The organism is Clostridium akagii DSM 12554 (genome assembly GCF_000686725.1).
Taxonomy (GTDB): Bacteria; Bacillota; Clostridia; order Clostridiales; family Clostridiaceae; genus Clostridium_I; species Clostridium_I akagii.
In genome coordinates this window covers 1-21,918 of the sequence record NZ_JMLK01000020.1, presented here as the reverse complement: position 1 = coordinate 21,918, position 21,918 = coordinate 1, and the positions used below count along the sequence as shown (strand labels likewise).

General features: G+C 32.3%; 22 protein-coding genes. 20 read left to right on the top strand and 2 right to left on the bottom strand.

What is annotated here, in order from left to right:
- Positions 1-372: a helix-turn-helix domain-containing protein gene (locus BR66_RS24830; RefSeq protein ID WP_051624207.1), complete on the bottom strand. Its 372-nt coding sequence runs from the start codon at positions 370-372 to the stop codon at positions 1-3.
- Between the two features lie 212 nt (positions 373-584).
- Between BR66_RS24830 and BR66_RS0111520 the strand changes: the two genes are divergently transcribed.
- The 15 genes from BR66_RS0111520 (at position 585) to BR66_RS0111445 (ending at position 14,773) form a co-directional block, all read left to right on the top strand.
- Positions 585-992 (top strand): hypothetical protein, encoded by a 408-nt coding sequence (locus BR66_RS0111520; protein WP_026883075.1) that lies wholly within the window; start codon positions 585-587, stop codon positions 990-992.
- A gap of 124 nt (positions 993-1,116) precedes the next feature.
- Positions 1,117-1,551: a DUF1492 domain-containing protein gene (locus BR66_RS0111515; RefSeq protein WP_026883074.1), complete on the top strand. Its 435-nt coding sequence runs from the start codon at positions 1,117-1,119 to the stop codon at positions 1,549-1,551.
- 165 nt (positions 1,552-1,716) lie between these two features.
- The gene (locus BR66_RS0111510) at positions 1,717-2,058 is read left to right on the top strand and encodes a hypothetical protein (protein WP_026883073.1); all 342 of its coding nucleotides are present in this window, start codon (positions 1,717-1,719) and stop codon (positions 2,056-2,058) included.
- Positions 2,046-2,231 carry a hypothetical protein gene (locus BR66_RS0111505; protein WP_026883072.1) on the top strand — a complete coding sequence of 62 codons (186 nt, stop codon included), beginning with the start codon at positions 2,046-2,048 and terminating at the stop codon, positions 2,229-2,231. The genes BR66_RS0111510 and BR66_RS0111505 overlap by 13 nt, the downstream gene beginning before the upstream one ends.
- Positions 2,232-2,348: 117 nt before the next feature.
- On the top strand, positions 2,349-2,921 hold the full coding sequence (locus BR66_RS0111500; RefSeq protein ID WP_026883071.1) for a major tail protein: 573 nt from the start codon (positions 2,349-2,351) through the stop codon (positions 2,919-2,921).
- A 22-nt stretch (positions 2,922-2,943) separates the two neighbouring features.
- A complete protein-coding gene (gene gpG, locus BR66_RS0111495) occupies positions 2,944-3,252 on the top strand; it encodes a phage tail assembly chaperone G (protein ID WP_026883070.1) in 309 nt (102 codons plus the stop codon).
- 257 nt (positions 3,253-3,509) lie between these two features.
- Positions 3,510-5,162 carry a phage tail protein gene (locus BR66_RS0111490; RefSeq protein ID WP_026883069.1) on the top strand — a complete coding sequence of 551 codons (1,653 nt, stop codon included), beginning with the start codon at positions 3,510-3,512 and terminating at the stop codon, positions 5,160-5,162.
- Positions 5,163-5,165: 3 nt separating this feature from the next.
- Positions 5,166-5,858 carry a phage distal tail protein gene (locus BR66_RS0111485; protein WP_026883068.1) on the top strand — a complete coding sequence of 231 codons (693 nt, stop codon included), beginning with the start codon at positions 5,166-5,168 and terminating at the stop codon, positions 5,856-5,858.
- A gap of 24 nt (positions 5,859-5,882) precedes the next feature.
- Positions 5,883-6,125 (top strand): hypothetical protein, encoded by a 243-nt coding sequence (locus tag BR66_RS0111480; RefSeq protein ID WP_051624206.1) that lies wholly within the window; start codon positions 5,883-5,885, stop codon positions 6,123-6,125.
- Between the two features lie 15 nt (positions 6,126-6,140).
- Positions 6,141-6,353, top strand: coding sequence for a hypothetical protein (locus tag BR66_RS0111475; protein WP_026883066.1), 213 nt, complete (start codon positions 6,141-6,143; stop codon positions 6,351-6,353).
- A gap of 22 nt (positions 6,354-6,375) precedes the next feature.
- Positions 6,376-11,145, top strand: a complete 4,770-nt coding sequence (locus BR66_RS24825; RefSeq protein WP_026883065.1) for a phage tail spike protein — start codon at positions 6,376-6,378, stop codon at positions 11,143-11,145.
- Positions 11,146-11,282: 137 nt separating this feature from the next.
- A complete protein-coding gene (locus tag BR66_RS0111465) occupies positions 11,283-11,753 on the top strand; it encodes a C40 family peptidase (protein ID WP_026883064.1) in 471 nt (156 codons plus the stop codon).
- A gap of 14 nt (positions 11,754-11,767) precedes the next feature.
- Positions 11,768-11,992: a BhlA/UviB family holin-like peptide gene (locus BR66_RS0111460; RefSeq protein ID WP_026883063.1), complete on the top strand. Its 225-nt coding sequence runs from the start codon at positions 11,768-11,770 to the stop codon at positions 11,990-11,992.
- Positions 11,993-12,012: 20 nt separating this feature from the next.
- Positions 12,013-12,975: a peptidoglycan-binding protein gene (locus tag BR66_RS0111455; RefSeq protein WP_026883062.1), complete on the top strand. Its 963-nt coding sequence runs from the start codon at positions 12,013-12,015 to the stop codon at positions 12,973-12,975.
- A gap of 340 nt (positions 12,976-13,315) precedes the next feature.
- The gene (locus tag BR66_RS0111445; protein ID WP_026883061.1) at positions 13,316-14,773 is read left to right on the top strand and encodes a tagaturonate reductase; all 1,458 of its coding nucleotides are present in this window, start codon (positions 13,316-13,318) and stop codon (positions 14,771-14,773) included.
- Positions 14,774-14,820: 47 nt separating this feature from the next.
- On the opposite strand, the gene BR66_RS0111440 is transcribed toward BR66_RS0111445, so the two are convergent.
- Positions 14,821-15,906 carry a GntR family transcriptional regulator gene (locus BR66_RS0111440; protein WP_026883060.1) on the bottom strand — a complete coding sequence of 362 codons (1,086 nt, stop codon included), beginning with the start codon at positions 15,904-15,906 and terminating at the stop codon, positions 14,821-14,823.
- A 448-nt stretch (positions 15,907-16,354) separates the two neighbouring features.
- Here BR66_RS0111440 and BR66_RS0111430 point away from each other — a divergent pair, with 448 nt between their 5' ends.
- From BR66_RS0111430 to BR66_RS23685, 5 genes are all read left to right on the top strand, one after another.
- Entirely contained in the window at positions 16,355-17,959 is a 1,605-nt protein-coding gene (locus tag BR66_RS0111430; protein WP_026883059.1) for a xylulokinase, read from the top strand.
- A gap of 112 nt (positions 17,960-18,071) precedes the next feature.
- A complete protein-coding gene (locus BR66_RS0111425) occupies positions 18,072-19,445 on the top strand; it encodes a sugar porter family MFS transporter (RefSeq protein WP_026883058.1) in 1,374 nt (457 codons plus the stop codon).
- A gap of 29 nt (positions 19,446-19,474) precedes the next feature.
- On the top strand, positions 19,475-20,176 hold the full coding sequence (locus BR66_RS0111420) for an L-ribulose-5-phosphate 4-epimerase (RefSeq protein ID WP_026883057.1): 702 nt from the start codon (positions 19,475-19,477) through the stop codon (positions 20,174-20,176).
- A gap of 17 nt (positions 20,177-20,193) precedes the next feature.
- Complete coding sequence (araA, locus tag BR66_RS0111415; RefSeq protein WP_026883056.1) at positions 20,194-21,660, top strand: L-arabinose isomerase; 1,467 nt, start codon at positions 20,194-20,196, stop codon at positions 21,658-21,660.
- 100 nt (positions 21,661-21,760) lie between these two features.
- A partial coding sequence (locus BR66_RS23685; RefSeq protein WP_035796089.1) for a transaldolase family protein occupies positions 21,761-21,918 on the top strand: 158 nt, incomplete at its 3' end.

Genomic DNA, 21,918 nt, shown 5'->3' with positions numbered 1-21,918 from the left:
TTATTTGTTTAGTATTTTTTTTATGTGGCTATCAAGGGCACCAACTAATATTTGCCTATGAGATTTATCAAGATCTTCAAAGCTTTCATCATTTTTGAAGTAACCTTCATTTGCTAAATCTAATATTATTTTATCCAATAGATTCACGTTATCTAAAGATTTAATTTCGTAGTTCTCGTCTCCAATAAGGTTACTTACTGTAGTATGGTAAAGTTTAGCTAATCTTTCAATTATAACCAGATTAACAGAACGAATATTATTTTCCCAGTGCCCAATGGCTCCTTTGCTAACGCCAATTTCATCTGCAACTTGTTGCTGTGTAACGCCGGATTTCTCTCTATATTCTCTTAGATTTTTACCTATATTAATCATTAATAACATCCTTTCTAAGTAGGTTTATACTACTAATTGTAGACTAAATTTAAATCAAATAAAAGCGAACAGTATGCGAACACAGGAAAAAAATTATATTTTTTTTAATATTATTGACTTTATATATTGCAATGTATACATAACGTATACTATAATGTATATAAAGATACATTATGTATATATTAAATAATAAATATAAAGGGTGATTGTATATGGAGTATATTAATGAAGCTAGTAAATATTTAAGTATATATTTAGATTTAAAAGTGGCGCAGGAAAATCTAGAGGATGAAATAGATACAACTAAATCTGAATTAAGCATATTTAGAAAAGAAGAGAGTATGCATAATAGTGATTTTATATTTAACAAAGTTTTTAAAATAAAAAGGATGGAGATTAATCTGAGTAGTACAAAGAAAACTATGATGGAAATCTCCAATGCACTCAATGATTTAAGTGCGTATGAGAAAAATATATTGATTCTTTATTATATTAATGATTTAAGAAATGATTTAATATATAAAAAATTAAAGTGTAGTGAGCGAAAATTTTATGAAGACAAGGCAAGAGTAATCAGGAAATTTGCAATTAATTTATTTCATATAAGGATTGCAGTGTAATACTTAAATGCAGAAATAGTGCAGTGAATTTGATTTCAAGCGTGATATAATTAGTTATAACGTAATAAGAAATATTCAAGGCGCTGAGATGAGAATCAGTGCCTTTATTGTTTGGAGGGGTAATATGGATTATGTAAGGGAAGCAAGCGAGTATTTAAAGAGTTATTCAGATTTAAAAATATCAGAGAGAAATTTAAAAGAAGAAATAGAGGAAATAGAAGAGGAACTACTAAATGTTAAGGAAGTTCATTATTCGGACATGCCAACTGGTTCTAATAAAAATAGACCTGATGATGAACTAGTTAACAAAATTTTTATTCTGGATAAATATAAAAATAAATTGCAAAAAACAATAGAATCGACAGGGCAAATAGTTTTAGCTCTAGGTAAGCTTCCACAGTATGAAAGGGAATTGTTAACTTATTATTACATAGATGGACTCAGAGACTTTTGTGTTTATGAAAAGTTAAATTGTAGTGAGAGGAAATTTTATTCTGATAAATCAAAAGCAATAAGAAAGTTTGCAATTCAGTTGTTTGGAATTGAAGTTATATATTAAAATTTGCATAAAGTGTGCAGTGAATTTGATTTACAACCTGATATAATATAGCTATAGCGAAAGAAAAACAGTTAGAGCACTGGCAATTGTCAGTGCTCTAACTATTTTTAAGAAACCAGCATGAAAATGCAGGTTTTATTTTTTTCTTAAAAAGAGGGTGCAAAAATGATTAGAGTGTGGTTAGGAGGTAAAGAAATTTATTTAAAGCAAAAAACAAGTTTAGAAAAGTTAATAGAAGTAATAGGTTCCAATGATCAGGTTGTAATAAAACTTATTGATATGAGTGCAGCTAGTTTTGTAATTGGAAATTTTTATGGTGGTAAATATGATTATAATATAAAAGTTTATTATCATAAAAAATGTATTGATAAGTTAAGGGTAAGGGGTTTTGTACAGGATGTGTCAGCTCTGATATTAAATTATTCAGAGATTAAAAGGCTAAAAACATTAGAATTTCAAATAGACAAGATAAGGGCAGGAAGGGGGGAAGTAGCATGTGCGAAGTAAAGTTAAAATCTACTGATGGAATAATATATGAGGGATTTTTAGAAAGTTTTAGCCACGATTGTATTTCACTAACAAACGTAAAAATACAAGATGGAAACAATTTATATACTGTAATGAGTGAAGTCAAATTCTTTAAAAATACTATAGTATGGTTTTATATTATAGAACCATAAATAAAATTGTTTTAGGAGGTGATAATCATGATAATTCGGATTAGAAGTCCATCTTAAAATCAAAGTAATTCTATTGGGTTTAAGAAAAAAATATAAAAAAATAAGGAGTGAGTTTTAATGAGTAATTTTATTAATGTAGACAATTTGTATTATGCAGTATTATCAGGTGATGATAAGAGTGGGGTGCAGTATGCTGCACCAAAACCAATACCAGGAGTAGTTAAATTAAGTGTTGACGCAACAACAGGAAGGGCTTCATTTTATGCAGATGGTATAATTCAGGAATATTCACAGGTATTAGGTGAAGTTAAAGTTTCTTTAGGAGTAAGCACGTTACCACTATCAGTTGTAACAGATCTATTAGGACATAAACTAAACAATGGTGAAATTGTGTATGAATCTAATGATAGAGCACCTTATGTAGCTCTTATGTATAAACGTGAAAAGAGTAATGGAAAGGCTAGATATATAAAAATATTAAAATGCCTATTTGGAGATAGCAAAGATGAGGCAGAGAGTTCAGCTGCAACTCCAAAATTCCAGAGTGACACATTAGATGGAGTAGCTATGCCAAGAGCCTTTGATAAACAGTGGAAAAGAATGGCAGATGAAGAGGAAACCGGATATGTAGATGTTTCAGCAACTTGGTTTACTTCTGTAGAAGATTTAACTTCAACCGCAAAAGCTTAAATAAAGAAAGGGTGATACTAGTATGTTAAAAATAGATTTAGTGATAGATGGAGAGAGCAAAACTTTTTTAGCACCATTTATTAGTGCTAGAATACTAAAAAATACTATAAAACAATTTGGGGATTCAGATGTAAAAACAGATGAAGGTACAATTGATGATATGGTAAATTATATTGTAGATATATTTGGAAAACAATTCACCTATGATCAGTTTTTAGATGGGACTTCAGGAGATACGCTTGTACCTAAGTTTACAGAATGTATACAAGCTGTTACTGGAAACTTAAATGATAAGATGAATCAAATTGCAGATGAAAGCCCAAACGTATAAACGGAGATAATGATAATTTATCTCCGTATGATTTTATATTAGATTTATACTCAAGTCTTATGGAGTCTGGGTTTAGTCTTAGTGAAGTGGATGAATGGGATATATTCTTTTTCTTTGATATCCTATTATATAGAGAAAAGAAGAAAAATTCAGAAAATATAGCTGAATTTGATAACATGGGCTATTAATGAAAATGTGAATGGGACTACTTTATATGAGTGGTCTTTTTTATGTTTATTGTACGAGGAGGTGATTAAATGATAAATGAATTATCATCAATTCAAAGTATTAATTTTAATCCTTTAAAAGAAGCCATTAATTCAATAAAGGAATCTATTTCAATGGTAAATTCAGCCATGGCGTCAACAAAGGAACCAATAGCAAATTTCAAAAGCTCTATTAAGAGTATTGATGATACTACAGGTAAGGTAAAAACAACTTTTAATTCAACAAAAGAATCTATTGGTAATTTTAAAACTTCATTTAGTTCTGCAGGAGAAACTGTATCTAAAACAGGTAATATGTTTAAATCTGGTAATATCTCAATAAAAAACTTAAAAGAAATACTTACTTCTGTAAAAGGGGACATAACAAATTTTAAAGTTGCTTTTAGTTCAGCAAGTTCAGCCATTGGAGACTTTAAGAAAGCCATAAGTGCAATTAAGGATACCATAGACAAACTTAAGACAACATTCAGTTCAATAAAAAAATCAATTGGTGAATTTAAGAAGGCATTTGATTCAATAAAAGCAACTTTTGACAAGGTTAAAACTGCTTTTAGTTCACTTGGAACGACAATGGGCAAATTAAATCCTGTACTTAGCAATTTAGGTAATGTTATAGGAAAAATCAATTTACCTATAGCGTTATGTATAGCGGCAGTGACACTTCTTGCAGTTGCATATACAAAAAATTGGTTTGGAATAAGGGATAAAACCAAGGAAGTTATAAACTTTATTAAGCCATATATAGTCAATGGATTTTCGGCTATAGTAGATTGGGTTAAAGTTAACTGGCCCAAAATTCAAGCAGTATTCCAAATGGTATTTACACAATTACAAAGTATATACAACAAAGTTTTAAAGCCAGTATTAAGTTTTATGGTCAGTGAATTTTCAGTGGTAGTAAATTGGGTTAAAACAAATTGGCCTTTGATTCAAAATACAATAACAATAGTCATGAATACGATAAACTCAATCATTAAAACTGTTCTTACAGCTATAACAGCTTTTTGGCAGGCACATGGTCAAACAATAATGAAAGTTGTAAGTTCAGCCTTTAATATAATAAAAACAGTAGTTGATACGACTATACACAATGTATTAAATATAATAACGCTTGTAATGCAGATTATAAATGGAAATTGGTCTGGAGCTTGGAATACTTTAAAAGATATAGTAAGTACTAGTTTAAATGCAGTAATTTCTATTGTTAGAAGCATAGTAGGTGCAATTGGAAGTGTGTTTGGTGATTTAGCAAGAACAGCTGGTAGTTGGGGAATTAATATGATTAATGGGTTTATTGGTGGAATTAAAAGCATGGCAGGTAAAGCAGCCGATGCAGCTCATAACGTTGTTAAGTCAGTTGCAAACTTTTTAGGATTCCATTCACCAAGTAAAAAAGGTGAAGGACAAAACATAGTTAACTGGGGTTCTAATATGATTAGCGGGTTTATGGATGGTATTAATAAACAATTGCCTCAGCTTGATTCTCTTATGAATTCAGCTATTAAGTCACCAAAGTTTAACAGTAGCCTAAAAGTAGCATACTCGGGTGCTATAGCTAGTAATGCTGGAAATACTGCCGGTTCTGTAATCAATTTTAATGGAAATTACTCTTTTAAGGATAAGAAAGACGTAGATTATATGCTAAATCAAGCTGCATTAGTAACACAAAGAAGGAGGGGGTAGTGAATGCTAGTAAATAACATTGATGTTGCTACCTTTGGGGTTTTGTCTGTAGACAGGGATATACAGCTTTCAGAGGTGACAACTTATGAGGATTGGCTAAGAAAGGGACTTTCTCCTGTGATAAATTATCAGAAGGAGTACTTTAAAAAGATAAAGTGTAAGTTTTTCCTACGAGGTAAAAGTCATGAAGATGTGCTAAGTAATATTAGTAACTTTAGCAGTGAATTAAAGAGATGCACGCTAAAATTTGATGATCTAGATTTTTATTATGATTGTACACTGGAAACTTCAAATATAGTACACCATAATATTTTAGAAAAAACACTAGAGATAGAATTTAAGTGTGCATATACTTATAAAACTGCAATTACTGAAAATATGGATAAGCAGAATACAAAGGTGATTAATTCACCAGGTAATCTTCCATCAGCAGCCATTGTTAGCATTGTTGTGCCTATAGATACAATAAGTTATACAATAAATGGGTTTGAAGATATCATAGTGGTAAACAATCTTCATGCTAATATTCCAGTTTTAATTGATGGAGAAAAATGTATGGTAATTGAAAATGGACAAAATAAATTTGCTGATGTTGATATGTGGAGTTTTCCTGTGGTAAAACCTGGAGAAAACAATATTTCAACTGATAATTCAAATAGCATAGTAACTATTCAATATAAACCTAAATGGTTATAAATATAAAAAAGGGAGAGATATATAATGGTAAATGAAACAACAAGTTTTAATGGAGATATAACACTTAAAAATAGTAATGGGGTGGACACTTTAGTAGCGTATTTAAGTGCAACACTAGATGAAAAAAATGAAAATTTAAATATTAATATGAATGTAGTAAATAAAGAATTATTGAACGCTGATGCTACAGATGCGAAAAATCAATACGCGGAATTTGAAACAGCAGTAAAAAGTAGAGCTAAAGACTTAGGATACGTAATATTTTAATAGGGGGAAACTAAAATGGTAAATGAAAATATAGTAAAAGAGCAAGGAAAAATAATTGAAGCGGAAGGGGTTAAGGAAGTAAATGATGTGAATCCCGGAATTGATAAGAGCAACTATTTAGTTCAGATAATTTCCGATGGGAATGTGATAAAAGAGGTTATAGCAATAAATAGTACTGTAAATATTATTCATATAGGAAACCAATCAGTTGCCGCTGATATTAAATAATCCTTCATAAGGGGGGAATTAAATGCTAATATTTTATGATAAGAATCATAACAAAATAGCTGGTTTAACAAATTATAGGGAATACAATGTAGAGAGGGAATTCAATTCAGAGGATACCCTCTCTTTTCAATACCCAAGTAATGATGTTTACCAGGATTTGATACAAGAAGAATGTTATATTAGAACAAGAGAAAACGAGTATATAGTAAAGGAAGTTAACTATAATGATGATGATTGGGTGGACTATGTATGCAAAATAAACATAGAAAACATAAAAGGACAAAATGTAGATCATTTTGAAATAAAAACTGAAAGTTGCTTTGATGCTGTAAATTTAGCACTTGCTGGAACAGGGTGGACAGTTGGAAGTTGTGATGTATCAAAGATTAGGCCAGTAAGCAAAAGTACATGCACTGCTTATGATGTACTTCAAGAAATACAGAGCTCTTATGATTGTGAAATGAGTTATGATTCAATAAATAAAAAAGTTTATGTTTACAATGAGATGGGAGAGGACAAAGGAGCATACTTTGCAGAACAATTAAACCTGAAAAAATTAGAGGTTCAGGGAAATTCTTACGACTATGTTACAAAACTTGTGCCAATAGGAAAAGATGGGCTGGATATCACTACTGTAAACAATGGAATAAATTATATAGAAAATCATCAGTATAGCAATAAGAGTTTAATTGGTTACTGGGAGGATAATAGATATACGGACCCTACAGCACTTATGGAGGATGCGATAATTCAATTGAATTATCAAAGCAAGCCATTAAAATCCTATAAAGTGGATCTTGTAGATTTAGCAAAAGCTATAGATTCAGAAAATTATGCTGTATATAATCTAATTGATTATAGTCTTGGAGATACAGTTACAATTTTAAGTAGGGAAAAAAATATAAAAGAAAAACAAAGAATAGCAAAGATGACCATATATCCAGAAGAACCAGAAAGAAACGAGATTGAACTTTCAAATAAAAGTCCATCATTGGAATATCTACAGATAAAATTTCAAGATACTTCAGATGTTGTGGATGCTGTTACTACTTCTGATGGAACCATTGACGGGAGCAAGGTTGACAACATTGATTGGGATAATATTCAGCATGTTCATATTGAAATAGCTGACGTAGATAGTCTTAATGCCACCATAGCTAATATAGGAAAATTAAATGCTACAGAAGGTGACTTAACAATTTTAAACGCTGTAAATGGAAACATTAACAGTTTAGTAGCTAACAAAGCTACTATTGATGATTTATCTGTGACAAATGCTAAAATTAAAAATTTAATTTCGGATACTGGGGATATAGATACACTATTAGCTGGGAATATCACAAGTGAAAATATGGCAACTGGTGCTATTCAAGCAGGCGATGCAACTATCGCAAATGGCGCAATAGCATCTGCACAAATTATTGACTTAGATGTAGCAAAGCTGAATGCTGGGAATATATCTACCAATAAATTTGTTGTAACTTCAGATAGTGGTAACTTGAAAATTCAAGGAAATGTAATGAAGGTATGGGATACAACAGGGAAGGAACGTGTTTCCCTAGGGTTAAATGGAACTGACTATAATTTACTTGTAAGAGGTTCAGATGGAAACACTGTTTTATTTGGAACTGATGGAGTAACTCACGAAGGAATAACACAGGGTGCTGTTGATGATAGCAAAATAGATGTAAATGCTAATATCAATGGTAGCAAGCTTAATATAGACTCTGTGTTTGGTTCCATGAATGGTTCAACATCAACTCTATCAACTAGCAAGGTGAAATTTGATGATACTGGACAGACACTACAAGTTGCTTTTACTAATTTATCCAATACAGTGATAGGCACATCACAAACAGTAAGTAGTCAAGGCACTTCTATATCAGTTATACAAGGAAATATTACTAATAAAATATGGCAAACGGATATAAATACAGCTATAAATAATGTTCAAATAGGTGGAAGAAATTTAATAAATAATGCTATATTTAGTGGAACCCAAACTACTGACCCTTATGGGGGTAACAATGCACGTTATATGAATATTAGTGTTGGGCTATGGAGAATTAACAACTGGACTGTACATGATATTGATACTTATTCCTTGGGATTTTGGGCTAAGTCAACTACAGCTGGAAATCTTGAAGTAGATATATGTGACAATACAAACCATATATTTTCAGTTACTACCACATGGCAGTTTTTTAAGATAGAGGGAGAGTATGAATATGCTTCTTATTTAAGTTCATCATCCTATGGTGGTTTTATAGACTTTAATGGAAATTCACTTGGTACTTTATATTTAGCCTTTGTGAAACTTGAGAAGGGTAGCAAATGTACAGATTGGACATCTGCACCAGAGGACACTCAATCACAGATTACTACAATAAATAGTAATTACTCAACAGTAACACAAACACTAAACAGTTTAACCAGTAGTATTGGTAGCCTAAATTCTAAAACAGATACTACAAATGGCAATGTAACTTCTGTAAATAGTCAAGTAAACACATTAAGCCAAACGTTGAATGGCCTAAGTTCTACTGTAGGTAGTGTGCAAACTTCAGTAAGCCAAAAGGCTACTCCATCAGATATAGCTACAGCGGTTAATAATATTCAAGTAGGTGGAGTTAACTACCTTACTCAAGCTTCAATGAAAAATATTCAACAAATTGGAGGAAATTCCATAGCTACTTATAATGGTGGAATTGCTATGGATGGAACACAAACAGCCCTTAGCATAGCCAGTGGAACTAACCCTCAGCGAATGAGATTCAATAGTGTTTTACCATCTATAAATGGGAACTATAATATTTCATTTTGGGCTAAAACTACCGGTGCAGTTAATGTTAATGGAGCAGTTGCATTTACTGACCTTGGTACACATGGTATTTTAATTACACCAAATTGGACTAAAATAAGTATAACTATTAATGTAACCAATCTGCCCTATGATACTAACTTTTTTGAAATTACTGTAACTACTCCAAGTGTAACAGCTTTATTTGATAAGATAATGATAGAAAGTGGTAATAAAGCTTCAGATTGGGTTCCAGCAGTTGCAGACAGTAATGCACAAATCTATAATATATCTTTTAATAATCTAATAGGGTGTGCCATTAGCAATAACACTATTACTAAAACAAGTAACACTTCTGCTTGGGATGCAGGTTGTGGTTCTCCCGAACCCATATCAAATGGAAAATATATAGAGGAGACTATTTCAACTACAAGTTCTTACCATATGATAGGGTTAAGTCATACAAACCCAGATGCTAATTACATCAATATTCAATATGCATGGTATACCTCTAGTTCCAGTAATGATTTACAAGTATATGAAAGTGGTACAAATAAAGGCACTTTTGGCACATGGGCTGTTGGTGATGTCCTTAGAATATCTATGGAAAACAATAACATACTCTACTATAAAAATGGTGTACTGCTGTATACAAGTGCTACAATTCCTACATTATTGCCACTATATTTAGATACTTCTTTATACACATATAATTCAACAATTAATAATATAAATATAGGCACGATGCTAAGTGGAATAGCTACAAGGATTTCTACTGCGGAAAGTTCTATTATACAACTAAATAGTAGTATAAATTTAGATGTAACTACAACAACTTATAATGCTGGGATAGCAGGAGCTAGTACCGATGCAACTAATAAGGCAAATACTGCAGTAATAAGTGCTAAAACCTACACTGACTCACAAATAAGCATAACTGAAGGTCACATTGCTTTACATGTAGCTAAAGACAGCATTATAGCATCAATTAACCTTTCATCTGAAGGCATAGCTATCAAAGCTAATAAAATAGACTTAACTGGTTATGCAACGTTTAATAGTCTAAGTTCACCAGGAAGCACTACTATAAATGGCAATAATATCACAACAGGTAAAATTAGCGCAAGTGTTATTGATACTACTAATCTTACAGCACAAAAGATTAGCACACCAGGCTCCTCTGTTTATGGGATAATTGGGAGTTGGGCTAGTGGAGCATATACAGCTACGGGATTAAAGCTATGTAATACAAGTAATGTTGATTTGTTTAGAGTGGCAAGTGGCAATATTGGAGATGATGGAAATCCAGCAACGCATATAGATGTTAATGGTGCTTTAAGTATTACAAGTAATATAGGTACGACAAATGGAGCCAGTATAACATTGTTTGACCAACTTGACGTCCAAACACAAAGAGTAAATAATCTTGATGCACTTATGATACTTGATTCTACGTCTTTTGCGGTGCAATTTGCAGACCATTCTAATGGCACTAACAAATATTGGAATTATAGCCTGGTAAAGAATACTATAGATACAGCAGGAGCAAACTATTATTTGTTATCTTCAAGAAATATAACTGATTTTATATATGATGGTGGGTCAAATTTAGGAGTTCATGTTCATAATGGAACTAACACTAACACCTATTGGATATATAATATGGCTGGATCAGATGTAAGATTAAAATATGATATTAAAGATACAAGTATAAACGCCTTGGATATCATAAATAGGATAAAACTACATCAATATACTTGGAAGGATGGAACTGGACATGTAGATATGGGGGTAATTGCACAGGAATTGGAAGAAATCAATCCCCTATTTCAAAAAATTTGGTATACAGATGAATGCGGCGTTGATTATTATGCGCCAGATTATAATAATTTAATGCCTTACTTGATAGGGTCTCTACAGGAGCAAAATGATAAAATAACAAGCTTAGAAAATGAAATAACAGAATTAAAAAATAGGGCATCTACTGTTTAGTAAGTGCCTTTTTCAGTCTATGGAATATTTTTATAAACATGATGAAAATTTAACAAAACTCAAGGCGAATATGGAGTTATAATCATGAATATAGATAGTGATTAAAGTTGATGTAAATCATATTAGGAGGTGATTTTATGCAAATAGGTGATATAGGTTTGGATAAAGGAATTGGGTGGATTTCAAAAACTATTGAAGATTTTGAACATAGTCAATATTCTCATGCAACTGCATATGTAGGGGATGGGATATTAATTGAAGCAGATGGATTTGATCCAACTGGGGATGCTCCAATTACAAAATATAAAAACCAATTAGACATATATACCTGTGAAAGTTTGACTGAGGTTCAAAGAGAAGGGATTAAGGATTTTCTTCAAGGGCAAGTAGGTACTAGATATGACTTCCTACTTTTAATAGTTGAAGCAATAAGATATAGCATGCATATAGTGCTTCCATACAAAGAGCCTTTTAAAAGTCATATTTGTAGCACTTTGGTAGCAGATGCTTATAAAGCCGTGGGGGTTGATTTATGTCAAGGAATTAAATATCCAAGTCCAGCGGATTTGAGCCAAAGTAAATTATTAAAGAAAATAGAGAGCTTATAGTGGGGAGGTTCAATGTGGAAAATGAGGTGTTTAAAATGGCAATGCAGCAGGGAATATGGGCAGCACTGTTTGTAGTACTACTTTTTTATATTCTCAAAAAGCAGGAAGAGAGGGATGGAAAAGCAGAAGAAAGAGAAACAAAATATCAGGAGATTATAGGAAAATTAACAGATAAATTTAGCATACTTGAAGATGTTAAAAAAGATATTGAAGAAGTAAAAATAAAAATTTTTAAGTAGGAAGGAGTAGGAATATTAAATTGAAAGGAATAGATATTTATTCAGGGACAATTATTACGGATTGGAATGCAGTTAAAAATGATGGTGTTGATATTGTTTATATTAAACTTACAGATGGATTAACTTATATAAATCCTAAAGCTAGTCAGCAGCACGAAGCCGCAAAGAATTCAGGGCTAAAAGTGGGTGCTTACCACTTCGCAGAACAAAACAATCCAATTGATGAGTACAGTCACTTTATTGGCGAGGTAGCAAAATATAAGTGGGATTTAAAACCTGTTTTAGATTATGAGATAGTGGCGCCTGATTTCAATTTCGTAACTCAGTTTATGAGTAAAAATGCTAACTTATTATATTATGGTTCACATTCAACAGCTGATAGGTCTGGGATAGCAAAAAATAGAATATGGATTGCAGAACCAGCAGATATTCCATATTCAAATTATTCCTTACCATCAACTACAGGTGAATATGCTGGTATTCAGTATGCATGGCATGGAAAAATCAATGGACTTCAAGGGGACGCTGATTTGAATTTGTTTTCAGATTCAGTGCTTAAATGTTCTACAACTGCAGCAACTTTAGAATTTAATCAAGTACAAAATGGCGATTCTACTGTAAGAACAATTCAAATGCAATTAAATACTCTTCTTAAAAAAGGGTTAGCAGTTGATGGAATAATTGGCCCGGCAACTACAGCAGCAATAAAAGAATTCCAGATAACTATGGGTTTAGTAGTAGATGGTATTTGGGGATCAAAAACAACGGCCGCAGTTAATGAAATATTATCAAGGCCGACTGACGGAGTAACATACAAACATTATGAATATGCAACTAGGTATATCCAATATAGGGTAGGCGGTTCAATAGATGGGATATTTGGTAATGCTACAAAGGTTAATGTTCAAAACTGGCAGGCAAGTCATGGATTAATACAAGATGGTGTTGTGGGGCAAGCTACATGGTTAAAAATGTTAGATTAAAATTGCTAGGACTATAGGAAACTATAGTTCTATTTTAATTTAGAAATGAATTTATGGAGGTAATGGTATGACACAATCATTTATTAATAGTATTTTAATTCCTATAGTTGTAACTGGAATAGGTATGATTTTGGATATAGGAAGAATGCAAGTAAAATGTTAACGTTTCCAATTATCTATTGTATTTTTAAGAGCACGTGTTATAATAAAAATATGAAGCAGGGGAAAGGCTAATAATATAGCTAAATAAGTAAAAAAAATTATGGAATAAAGTTATAGGTTAAAATTTGTTCACGTGTTCATTAATAAGAAAAATAAAAATTAGTTTGGAGGAAAACAAATGAAATTAAATAAAGAAACTTATAAAGAGTATAAGAAATATCCTGAAAGGATTTTACAATTTGGAGAAGGTAATTTTTTAAGAGCCTTTGCAGATTGGCAAATAGATATAATGAATAAAAAGGCTAATTTTAACACAGGTATAGTTGTGATTCAACCTTTAGCAACAGGCAGAGTAATTCCTAAATTAATAGAACAAGATGGATTATTCACGGTCTGTTTGCAAGGGATTAAAGGAGGCAAACCTATTAAAGAACATTCAGTTGTTAATTGTATAAGCCGATGTATTAATCCCTATGAACAATATGATGAATATTTAAATGTTGCTAAAAATCCTGAATTAAGATTTGTAATTTCTAATACTACTGAGGCAGGAATTGCATTTGATGAAAACGATAAGCTTGGAGATGTGTGTCAAAAAAGTTATCCTGGGAAGCTTACAGCATTATTACATGAAAGATTTAAATTTTTCAATGGACAAAAGGATAAGGGGCTTGTGGTTATTCCATGTGAACTTATTGATAGGAATGGAGAAAAACTTAAGGAAATAATAAAAAAATATGCTGAGATATGGAATTTAGGTGAAAAGTTTGTTTCTTGGATAGATGAAGCAAACACATTCTGCAATACACTTGTAGATAGAATTGTTCCGGGGTACCCAAAGGATAATATTAAAGAAGTCACGGAAGAACTTGGATATGAAGATAAGTTAGTAGCCATAGGTGAACAATTTTATTTATGGGTAATTGAAGGACCAAGTTTTCTTGCAAATGAACTCCCTACAGAGATTGCAGGCCTAAATGTGAAACTAGTTAATGATGTTACGCCATATAGAACAAGAAAGGTGAGAATACTTAATGGAGCACATTCCGCATTAGTTCCAGTAGCGTATCTTTATGGACTCGAAACAGTAGGAGAAGCAGCGGAACATGAAGTTATAGGGAAGTTCATAAGAGAAATTATATATGATGAAATTATTCCATCACTAGTAAATCCCGATATCTCACAAGATGAATTAAAGCATTTTGCAGATTCAGTAATTGATAGATTTAAAAATCCATTTGTGCATCACTATTTAATGAGCATTGCATTAAACTCAATGTCAAAATTTGAAACTAGGGATTTGCCTTCATTACTAAAATACACAGAAATTAAAGGTGAGTTACCTAAAAAATTAGTATTTTCACTTTCATCTCTAATATATTTTTATAAAGGAATAAGAGGCGAAGAACAAATAAAACTTTCAGACGATGATTATATCTTAGAGTTTTATAAAAATTTATGGGAAAACTGTGATGGAACTGTAGAAGGCATAAGAAAATTGGTTGAGGAAGTTTTAGGGTATGAAAATATTTGGAAAATGAATCTAAATAGAATTGAAGGATTAACAGAATCTATAACTAAAAATATATTTAACATTGAAAAATTAGGAATCAAAGAAGCATTAAAATTGATATAAAATTTAAATTAAGTAAGTCCTTATTTTATAATAAGGACTTACTTAATTTAAAGTGAAGCAGTAGATTTACGAACAACAAGCTTAGGTTCATATAGTATAGAGTCACTGTCATCGAATTTGTTATCATTATTAATTAATTTAATAATTAATTTAGCGGCATCTATACCCATTTTTTCTTTTGGATGTGTTACAGAAGTTAATTTGGGATCCATGACTCTTGAGAGTGTTGAGTCATCAAAACCAATAATAGAAAGATCTTGTGGAATCTTTAAATTCAATTTATGCGCAATGTGTAATGTCATGTACGCAATTTCATCATTGTAGCAAAAGATGCCTGTAGGACGTTGTTCTGATTTTAATATAACTTCTATTCTATTAGGTAATATAGCTTCAACTTCTTCAGAAAGATAAGTTAAAATTTGATTTGGAGAAGATGAAATTTCATGTTTTTCACACTGCGTTATAAATCCATTCATTCTGTTAATACCTTGAGAATCATCAACTTTAAAAATACCCATTATATTTTTATGTCCCAAAGAAATAAGGTGTTCAGTGGCTATTTTGCCGCCACTAAAGTCATCAACACGTAAACTTGGAGCTTTAATGTCAGAATATGAGGCGTTTATCATAACAAAAGGGATATTTTGAGACATTATATTATTTAAATAGCCTATATTTTGGCTTTGATAGGCACTTTTTGTTGGTTCTAAAATAAGACCATCTATTTTATGTGCTAACAAATTTTTTAGATTACTATTTTCAAACATTACATTATTGTTAGTTGAAGATAACAAAAGAGAATAAGATTCATCATAAAGAGTATTTTCAACACCTCGAATTATATCTGGGAATATATAGTTAGATATATGAGTTGTAAGTACGCCTACGTTTTTGTTCATCTTTAAATGTAAATCACTTTGTTTCCAATCGGACAGATATATTCCACTGCCTTGTATCCGGTATACATATTGCTGAGTATCTAAATCACTTATGGCTCTTCTTATTGTATGTCTGCTCACGTTAAAAATAGACATTAGCTCGGATTCTGTGGGTATTTTTTCATGAGGTTTATATTTTTCCTCAATTGCCCAATCTATAATTTTTTCTTTAACTTCTTCATATTTATGCTTCATGTCTTTCTCCTATAATAAAACTTATTTAATATTAATATTATAGCAGAGCATAAGGGTTTTAACAATAATTCAAGAAATTTATACGTACAAATTATAAAAATGTATTGACATTGATGCGAATAAATATTATTATTTGTATTGAAAGCGATTACTTAATAGGGAGGTTATTAAAATGACAATGGAATATACAGTGAGAATTGATTTTGGATTATTATCCTCAAGAGCTGTGGTTGTTAATTTAAAAAATGGTGAAGTTATCGTATCGCATCTTATGTAAAGGATTACTCTAATAAAGTAATCTAAGGATCATTAACTAAAACTGAAATGAAATTGGGAATTGCAATAAAATAAGTACGTACTTTTAAAGTATTTTATTAGCATATACGTGTAAAATAGTAATATCTATTATCAAAAAACGTTTGCAACTATTTAAGAGGAGGTTTTTCTATTGGATATAAAAGAGAAAATCGTAGAAGAAATTGAAAATGGTAAAACATCACTAGGAATAGAGTTTGGGTCCACTCGTATTAAAGCTGTTCTTGTTGGAAGTGATTTTCTACCAATAGCTAGTGGCAACTTTGAATGGGAAACAAACCTAGAGGATGGCATTTGGACTTATTCCCTAGAAGAGATTTGGAAGGGATTACAATACAGTTATCAAAAACTTTTTGCGGAGGTAAAAGGAAAATATGGAGTTACAATTTCAAAAATAGGTTCCATTGGCTTTTCAGCAATGATGCATGGATATATGGCATTTGATAAAGAAGGAAATCTTCTTGTCCCTTTTAGGACATGGCGTAATACCATGACAGGAGAAGCAGCAATAAAGTTAACTGAAATTTTTGAATTCAATATTCCTCAGAGATGGAGCATAGCTCATTTATATCAAGCTATTCTCTGTAATGAACCACATATTGAAAAACTTGATTTTCTAACTACTTTAGCTGGTTATGTTCATTGGCAACTAACAGGTGAAAAGGTTCTCGGCATTGGTGATGCATCAGGAATGTTTCCAATTGATATGAAGACACATAATTATGATGAGAATATGTTAAATAAATTCAATCAGCTACCTGAAGTTACAAAACATTCATTAAATGTTGGAGAGATACTACCAAAAGTATTGCTAGCTGGTGAAAATGCGGGCACGTTAACTAAAGAAGGAGCAAAAAAACTTGATGTGAGTGGAAATCTTCAAGCTGGGATTCCAATATGTCCACCTGAAGGAGATGCAGGGACAGGTATGGTTGCGACAAATTCAGTTTCACCGCGAACGGGAAATGTCTCGGCAGGTACATCAATTTTTGCCATGGTCGTTCTTGAGAAGCCACTTACTAAGGTCCATACAGAGATTGATGTGGTAACTACACCTTCAGGAGACTTAGTGGGAATGGTTCATGCAAACAATGGGTATTCTGATATAGAAGCATGGGTAAACATTTTCCAGCAATTTACCGAAGCGATAAATGTGAAGATTCCAACAGATCTTCTTTATATGGGGCTCTATAGTCAAGCACTTCTAGGTGATCCTGATTGTGGAGGAATTCTTATTTATAACTATCTTTCAGGTGAAAATATCACGGGTGTTTCGGAAGGTAGACCTCTAGTTGTAAGGAAACCAAAAAGTAAATTTAACTTACCAAACTTTATGCGAGCACATCTCTTCACTTCGCTAGGTGCATTGAAAATAGGAATGGACATTCTCCTAAAGGATGAGAATGTGAAACTTGATAAATTACTTGGTCATGGTGGATTGTTTAAGACACCTATCGTTGGACAAGAAGCAGTTGCAGCTGCTGTAAACACACCAGTATCGGTTATGAAAACTGCAGGGGAAGGTGGCGCATGGGGAATTGCACTATTAGCCAGCTACTTAAAAAATAAGGAGGCTACTTCCACCTTAGAAGAATTTTTATCAAAAAAGGTCTTCGCTGGTTATGTAGCTGAAGAAGTAAAGCCTGAACCAAAAGATGTTGCTGGTTTTGAGCAATTTATGAATCGTTATAAAAATGGAATTCCTATTGAGCAAGCTGCAGTGGAGCATTTAATATAGGTAAATGATAGATGTATAGCAAGAGATAATTAATGTTTTATAGAATTGAAACGATGATAGTTTACTTGAATAAATATTATTATTTAACTAATTATTAAGGGGGAAGATTAAAATGAAGAAAAAAGTATCACCAACGTTAATTTACTTCTTTGGAGCTTTTGGAGGCTTCATGTTTGGGTATGATATTGGAATAATTAATGGTGCTTTACCTGGAATTAGTGCAACTTGGCATATTAATTCATGGCTTGAAGGGTTTATTACTTCAGGATTGTTTGTTGGAGCCATGGTTGGAGCTTCATTAATGGCTTCATTAGCGGATCATTTTGGTCGTCGCAAAATGATTATGTGGAGTGCCATTGTATTTGGAATTGGTGCATTAGGGTCAGCTTTTTCTAGTAATATCAGCTTTTTGATTATTTCTCGTATTATTCTAGGGGTAGCTGTAGGCGGTGCTTCTGCCTTGGTTCCAATGTATATGGGAGAAATTAGTCCCGCTGAAACACGGGGAAAAATATCAGGTCTGAACCAATTAATGATAACTGTAGGAATGCTTTCTGCATACGGCGTAAATTATGCATTCTTACATGTATTTGAAGGATGGCGCTGGATGCTTGGTGGTGCAATGGTACCAGCAGTTGTATTGCTACTAGGAACATTAGTGTTACCAGAATCACCACGATTCTTAGTTAAAATTGGAAAAAATGAATTGGCACGAAAAGTGTTACAATCATTGCGTTCCCCTGAAGAAGCTCAAAGTGAATATGATGAAATTGTTAATTCAAAGCATTCTAATTCAGGATCATTTAAGGATTTGTTTGCAAAACAAGCTCTACCTGCTATAATTGCAGGTTGTGGGTTAACGCTATTACAACAACTTCAAGGAGCAAATACAATATTTTATTATTCATCACAAATTCTAGCAAAGGTTTTTGGTTCAGCAATTGGTGGAGTTGTTAGTACAGTTGGTATTGGTGTTGTCTTTGTGTTAGCAACGATTGTAACCTTACTGATTGTAGATAAATTCAAACGTCGTACTCTATTTATGTCTGGTTCAATTGGAATGGGAACATGTCTATTATTGGTTGGATTAATTTATCCTGCAGCTAGAGCCAATCATGCATGGGCAACGTGGGCTGTATTTTTCTTTATCTGCGTATATGTTATCTTTTATGCATACTCTTGGGCTGCTGTTACTTGGATTGTAGTTGGAGAATTGTTTCCAAGTAATATTCGAGGTCTTGCTACGGGTATTGCATCAACAGTTAACTGGTTTGGAAATATTTTAGTTGCATTGTTTTTCCCAGTATTACTTGAAAAAATCGGTTTATCTATAATCTTCTTTGGTTTTGCTGGAATTTGTATTATAGGATTTTTATTCGCAAAATATGTTCTTTATGAAACAAAAGGAAAATCATTGGAAGAAATCGAAACGTATCTGTACAATCGTTCTATTGGAAAAATAAGTGGATTAAAGAAGGTAGAGTGAAAGAAGGAAGAGTGAAAGAAGGTTAAATCATGTTAGAAGAATTAAAACAAAAAGTACTTGAAGCCAATTTATTATTACCTGAGTATGGACTTGTAACTTTTACCTGGGGAAATGTTAGTGGAATTGATAGGGAAAAAGGTTTAATTGTTATAAAACCTAGTGGCGTTGATTATAAAACAATGAAAGCTAGCGATATGGTTATTGTTGATATGGATGGAAAGGTAATAGAGGGAAAACTCAATCCTTCAAGCGATACACCCACACATATAGTTTTATACAAAAAATTCCCAAATATTCAAGGTGTGGTTCATACCCATTCGCCTTGGGCTGTCTCTTTTGCTCAGGCAGGAGTATCCATCCCAGCCGCTGGTACAACACACGGTGATTATTTCTACGGTGAAATACCTGTAACACGTGCTATGACTGAGGAAGAAATAATTAAAGACTACGAGAAACAAACAGGTGATGTTATAGTTGAAACTTTTAATAAAAATAATATTAATCCAGACTATGTTCCAGGAGTACTCGTAAATGATCATGGACCATTTACCTGGGGCACAAGTCCAGAAAATGCAGTTCATAATTCAGTTGTATTAGAAGAAGTTGCAAAAATGGCGTATCACTCTTTACAATTGAATGCACATAAAATTACAATGGATCAAGTTTTGTTAGATAAACATTTTAATCGCAAACATGGAAAAAATGCATATTATGGTCAAATTAAAAAATAGAACAGGGGGAATATATTATGTTGAAAAATAAAAAGATGAAATTTTGGTTTATAGTAGGAAGTCAGAACCTATATGGTGAAGAAGCTCTAGCACAAGTAAAGAAGGATTCAGAAGAGATTGCAAAGGCTTTAAATGAAAGCGGAAAATTACCATACCCTATAGAATTTAAATCATTAGCAACATCACCAGATCAAATTACACAATTGATGAAAGATGTAAACTACAATGATGATGTAGCTGGTGTTATTACTTGGATGCATACATTCTCACCTGCTAAAATGTGGATTGCAGGTACAAAATTATTACAGAAACCTCTATTACATTTAGCTACACAATTTTATGAAAACATTCCATGGAAGACAATGGATATGGATTATATGAACTTACATCAAAGTGCTCACGGTGATAGAGAATATGGCTTCATTAACGCAAGATTAAATAAACACAATAAGGTAGTTGTAGGACACTGGAAAAAAGATGAAGTTAAAAAGGAAATTGCTGATTGGATGAACGTAGCTGCTGGATACATTGCAAGCCAACACATTAAGGTTGCACGTTTTGGTGATAATATGAGAAATGTTGCTGTTACTGAAGGAGATAAAATAGAAGCTCAAATTCAATTCGGATGGACAGTCGATTACTTTGCTGTTGGGGATTTAGTGGCACAAATAGCTAAGGTTTCGCAAAAAGAAATTGATTCTACCTACGAAGGGTTTAAGAAAATTTATAATATGGACATAGGAGAAAATGATCCTAAGTTCTATGAAGAACATGTAAAAGAACAAATTAAAATGGAAATTGCATTAAGAACTTTTCTAGAGGCAGGAAATTACACAGCATTTACTACAAATTTTGAAGATTTATATGGCATGAAACAATTACCAGGACTTGCAGTTCAGCGTTTAAATGCTGAAGGATATGGTTTTGCTGGTGAAGGAGACTGGAAGACTGCAGCTCTTAGTAGACTAATTAAAGTTATGACTAGTAATGAAAAGACAGGGTTTATGGAAGATTACACCTATGAATTAAGCACTGGTAATGAAAGAGTTTTAGGTGCACATATGCTTGAAGTTGATCCAACATTTGCATCTGATAAACCTACAGTAATTGTTAAACCACTAGGCATTGGGGATAAAGAAGATCCAGCTCGTTTAACTTTTAATGGTTCAGTTGGAAGCGGAGTTGCTATATCTATGCTTGATTTAGGAACACATTATCGTTTAATTATTAATGAATTAACAGCTGTTGCACCTAATGAAGATATGCCTAACTTACCAGTAGCTAAAATGGTATGGATACCACAACCAAATTTCATTGATGGTGTTAAAGCATGGATTTATGCTGGTGGTGGACATCATACAGTAGTTACTTTAAATTTATCAGTTGATCAAGTTTATGATTGGAGCCGTATGGTGGGCCTAGAAACAGTTATAATAGATCACAACACGAATTTAAGAGACATTATAAGAGATACAACAAAATAAAATTCAACTAACACTTTGCGAATGGGCAAAAATAATATAAAATGATATAGAGGACTTTAAATAACTATAATTTAAAGCCTTCTATTAGGAGGATAAAAGTATGAAATTATTTATTGATACAGCAAATGTAGAAGAAATAAAAGAAGCTAATGATATGGGAGTAATATGTGGAGTTACAACCAATCCATCCCTAATAGCAAGAGAGGGAAGGGACTTTAATGAGGTAATAAAAGAAATTGCGTCTATTGTGGATGGACC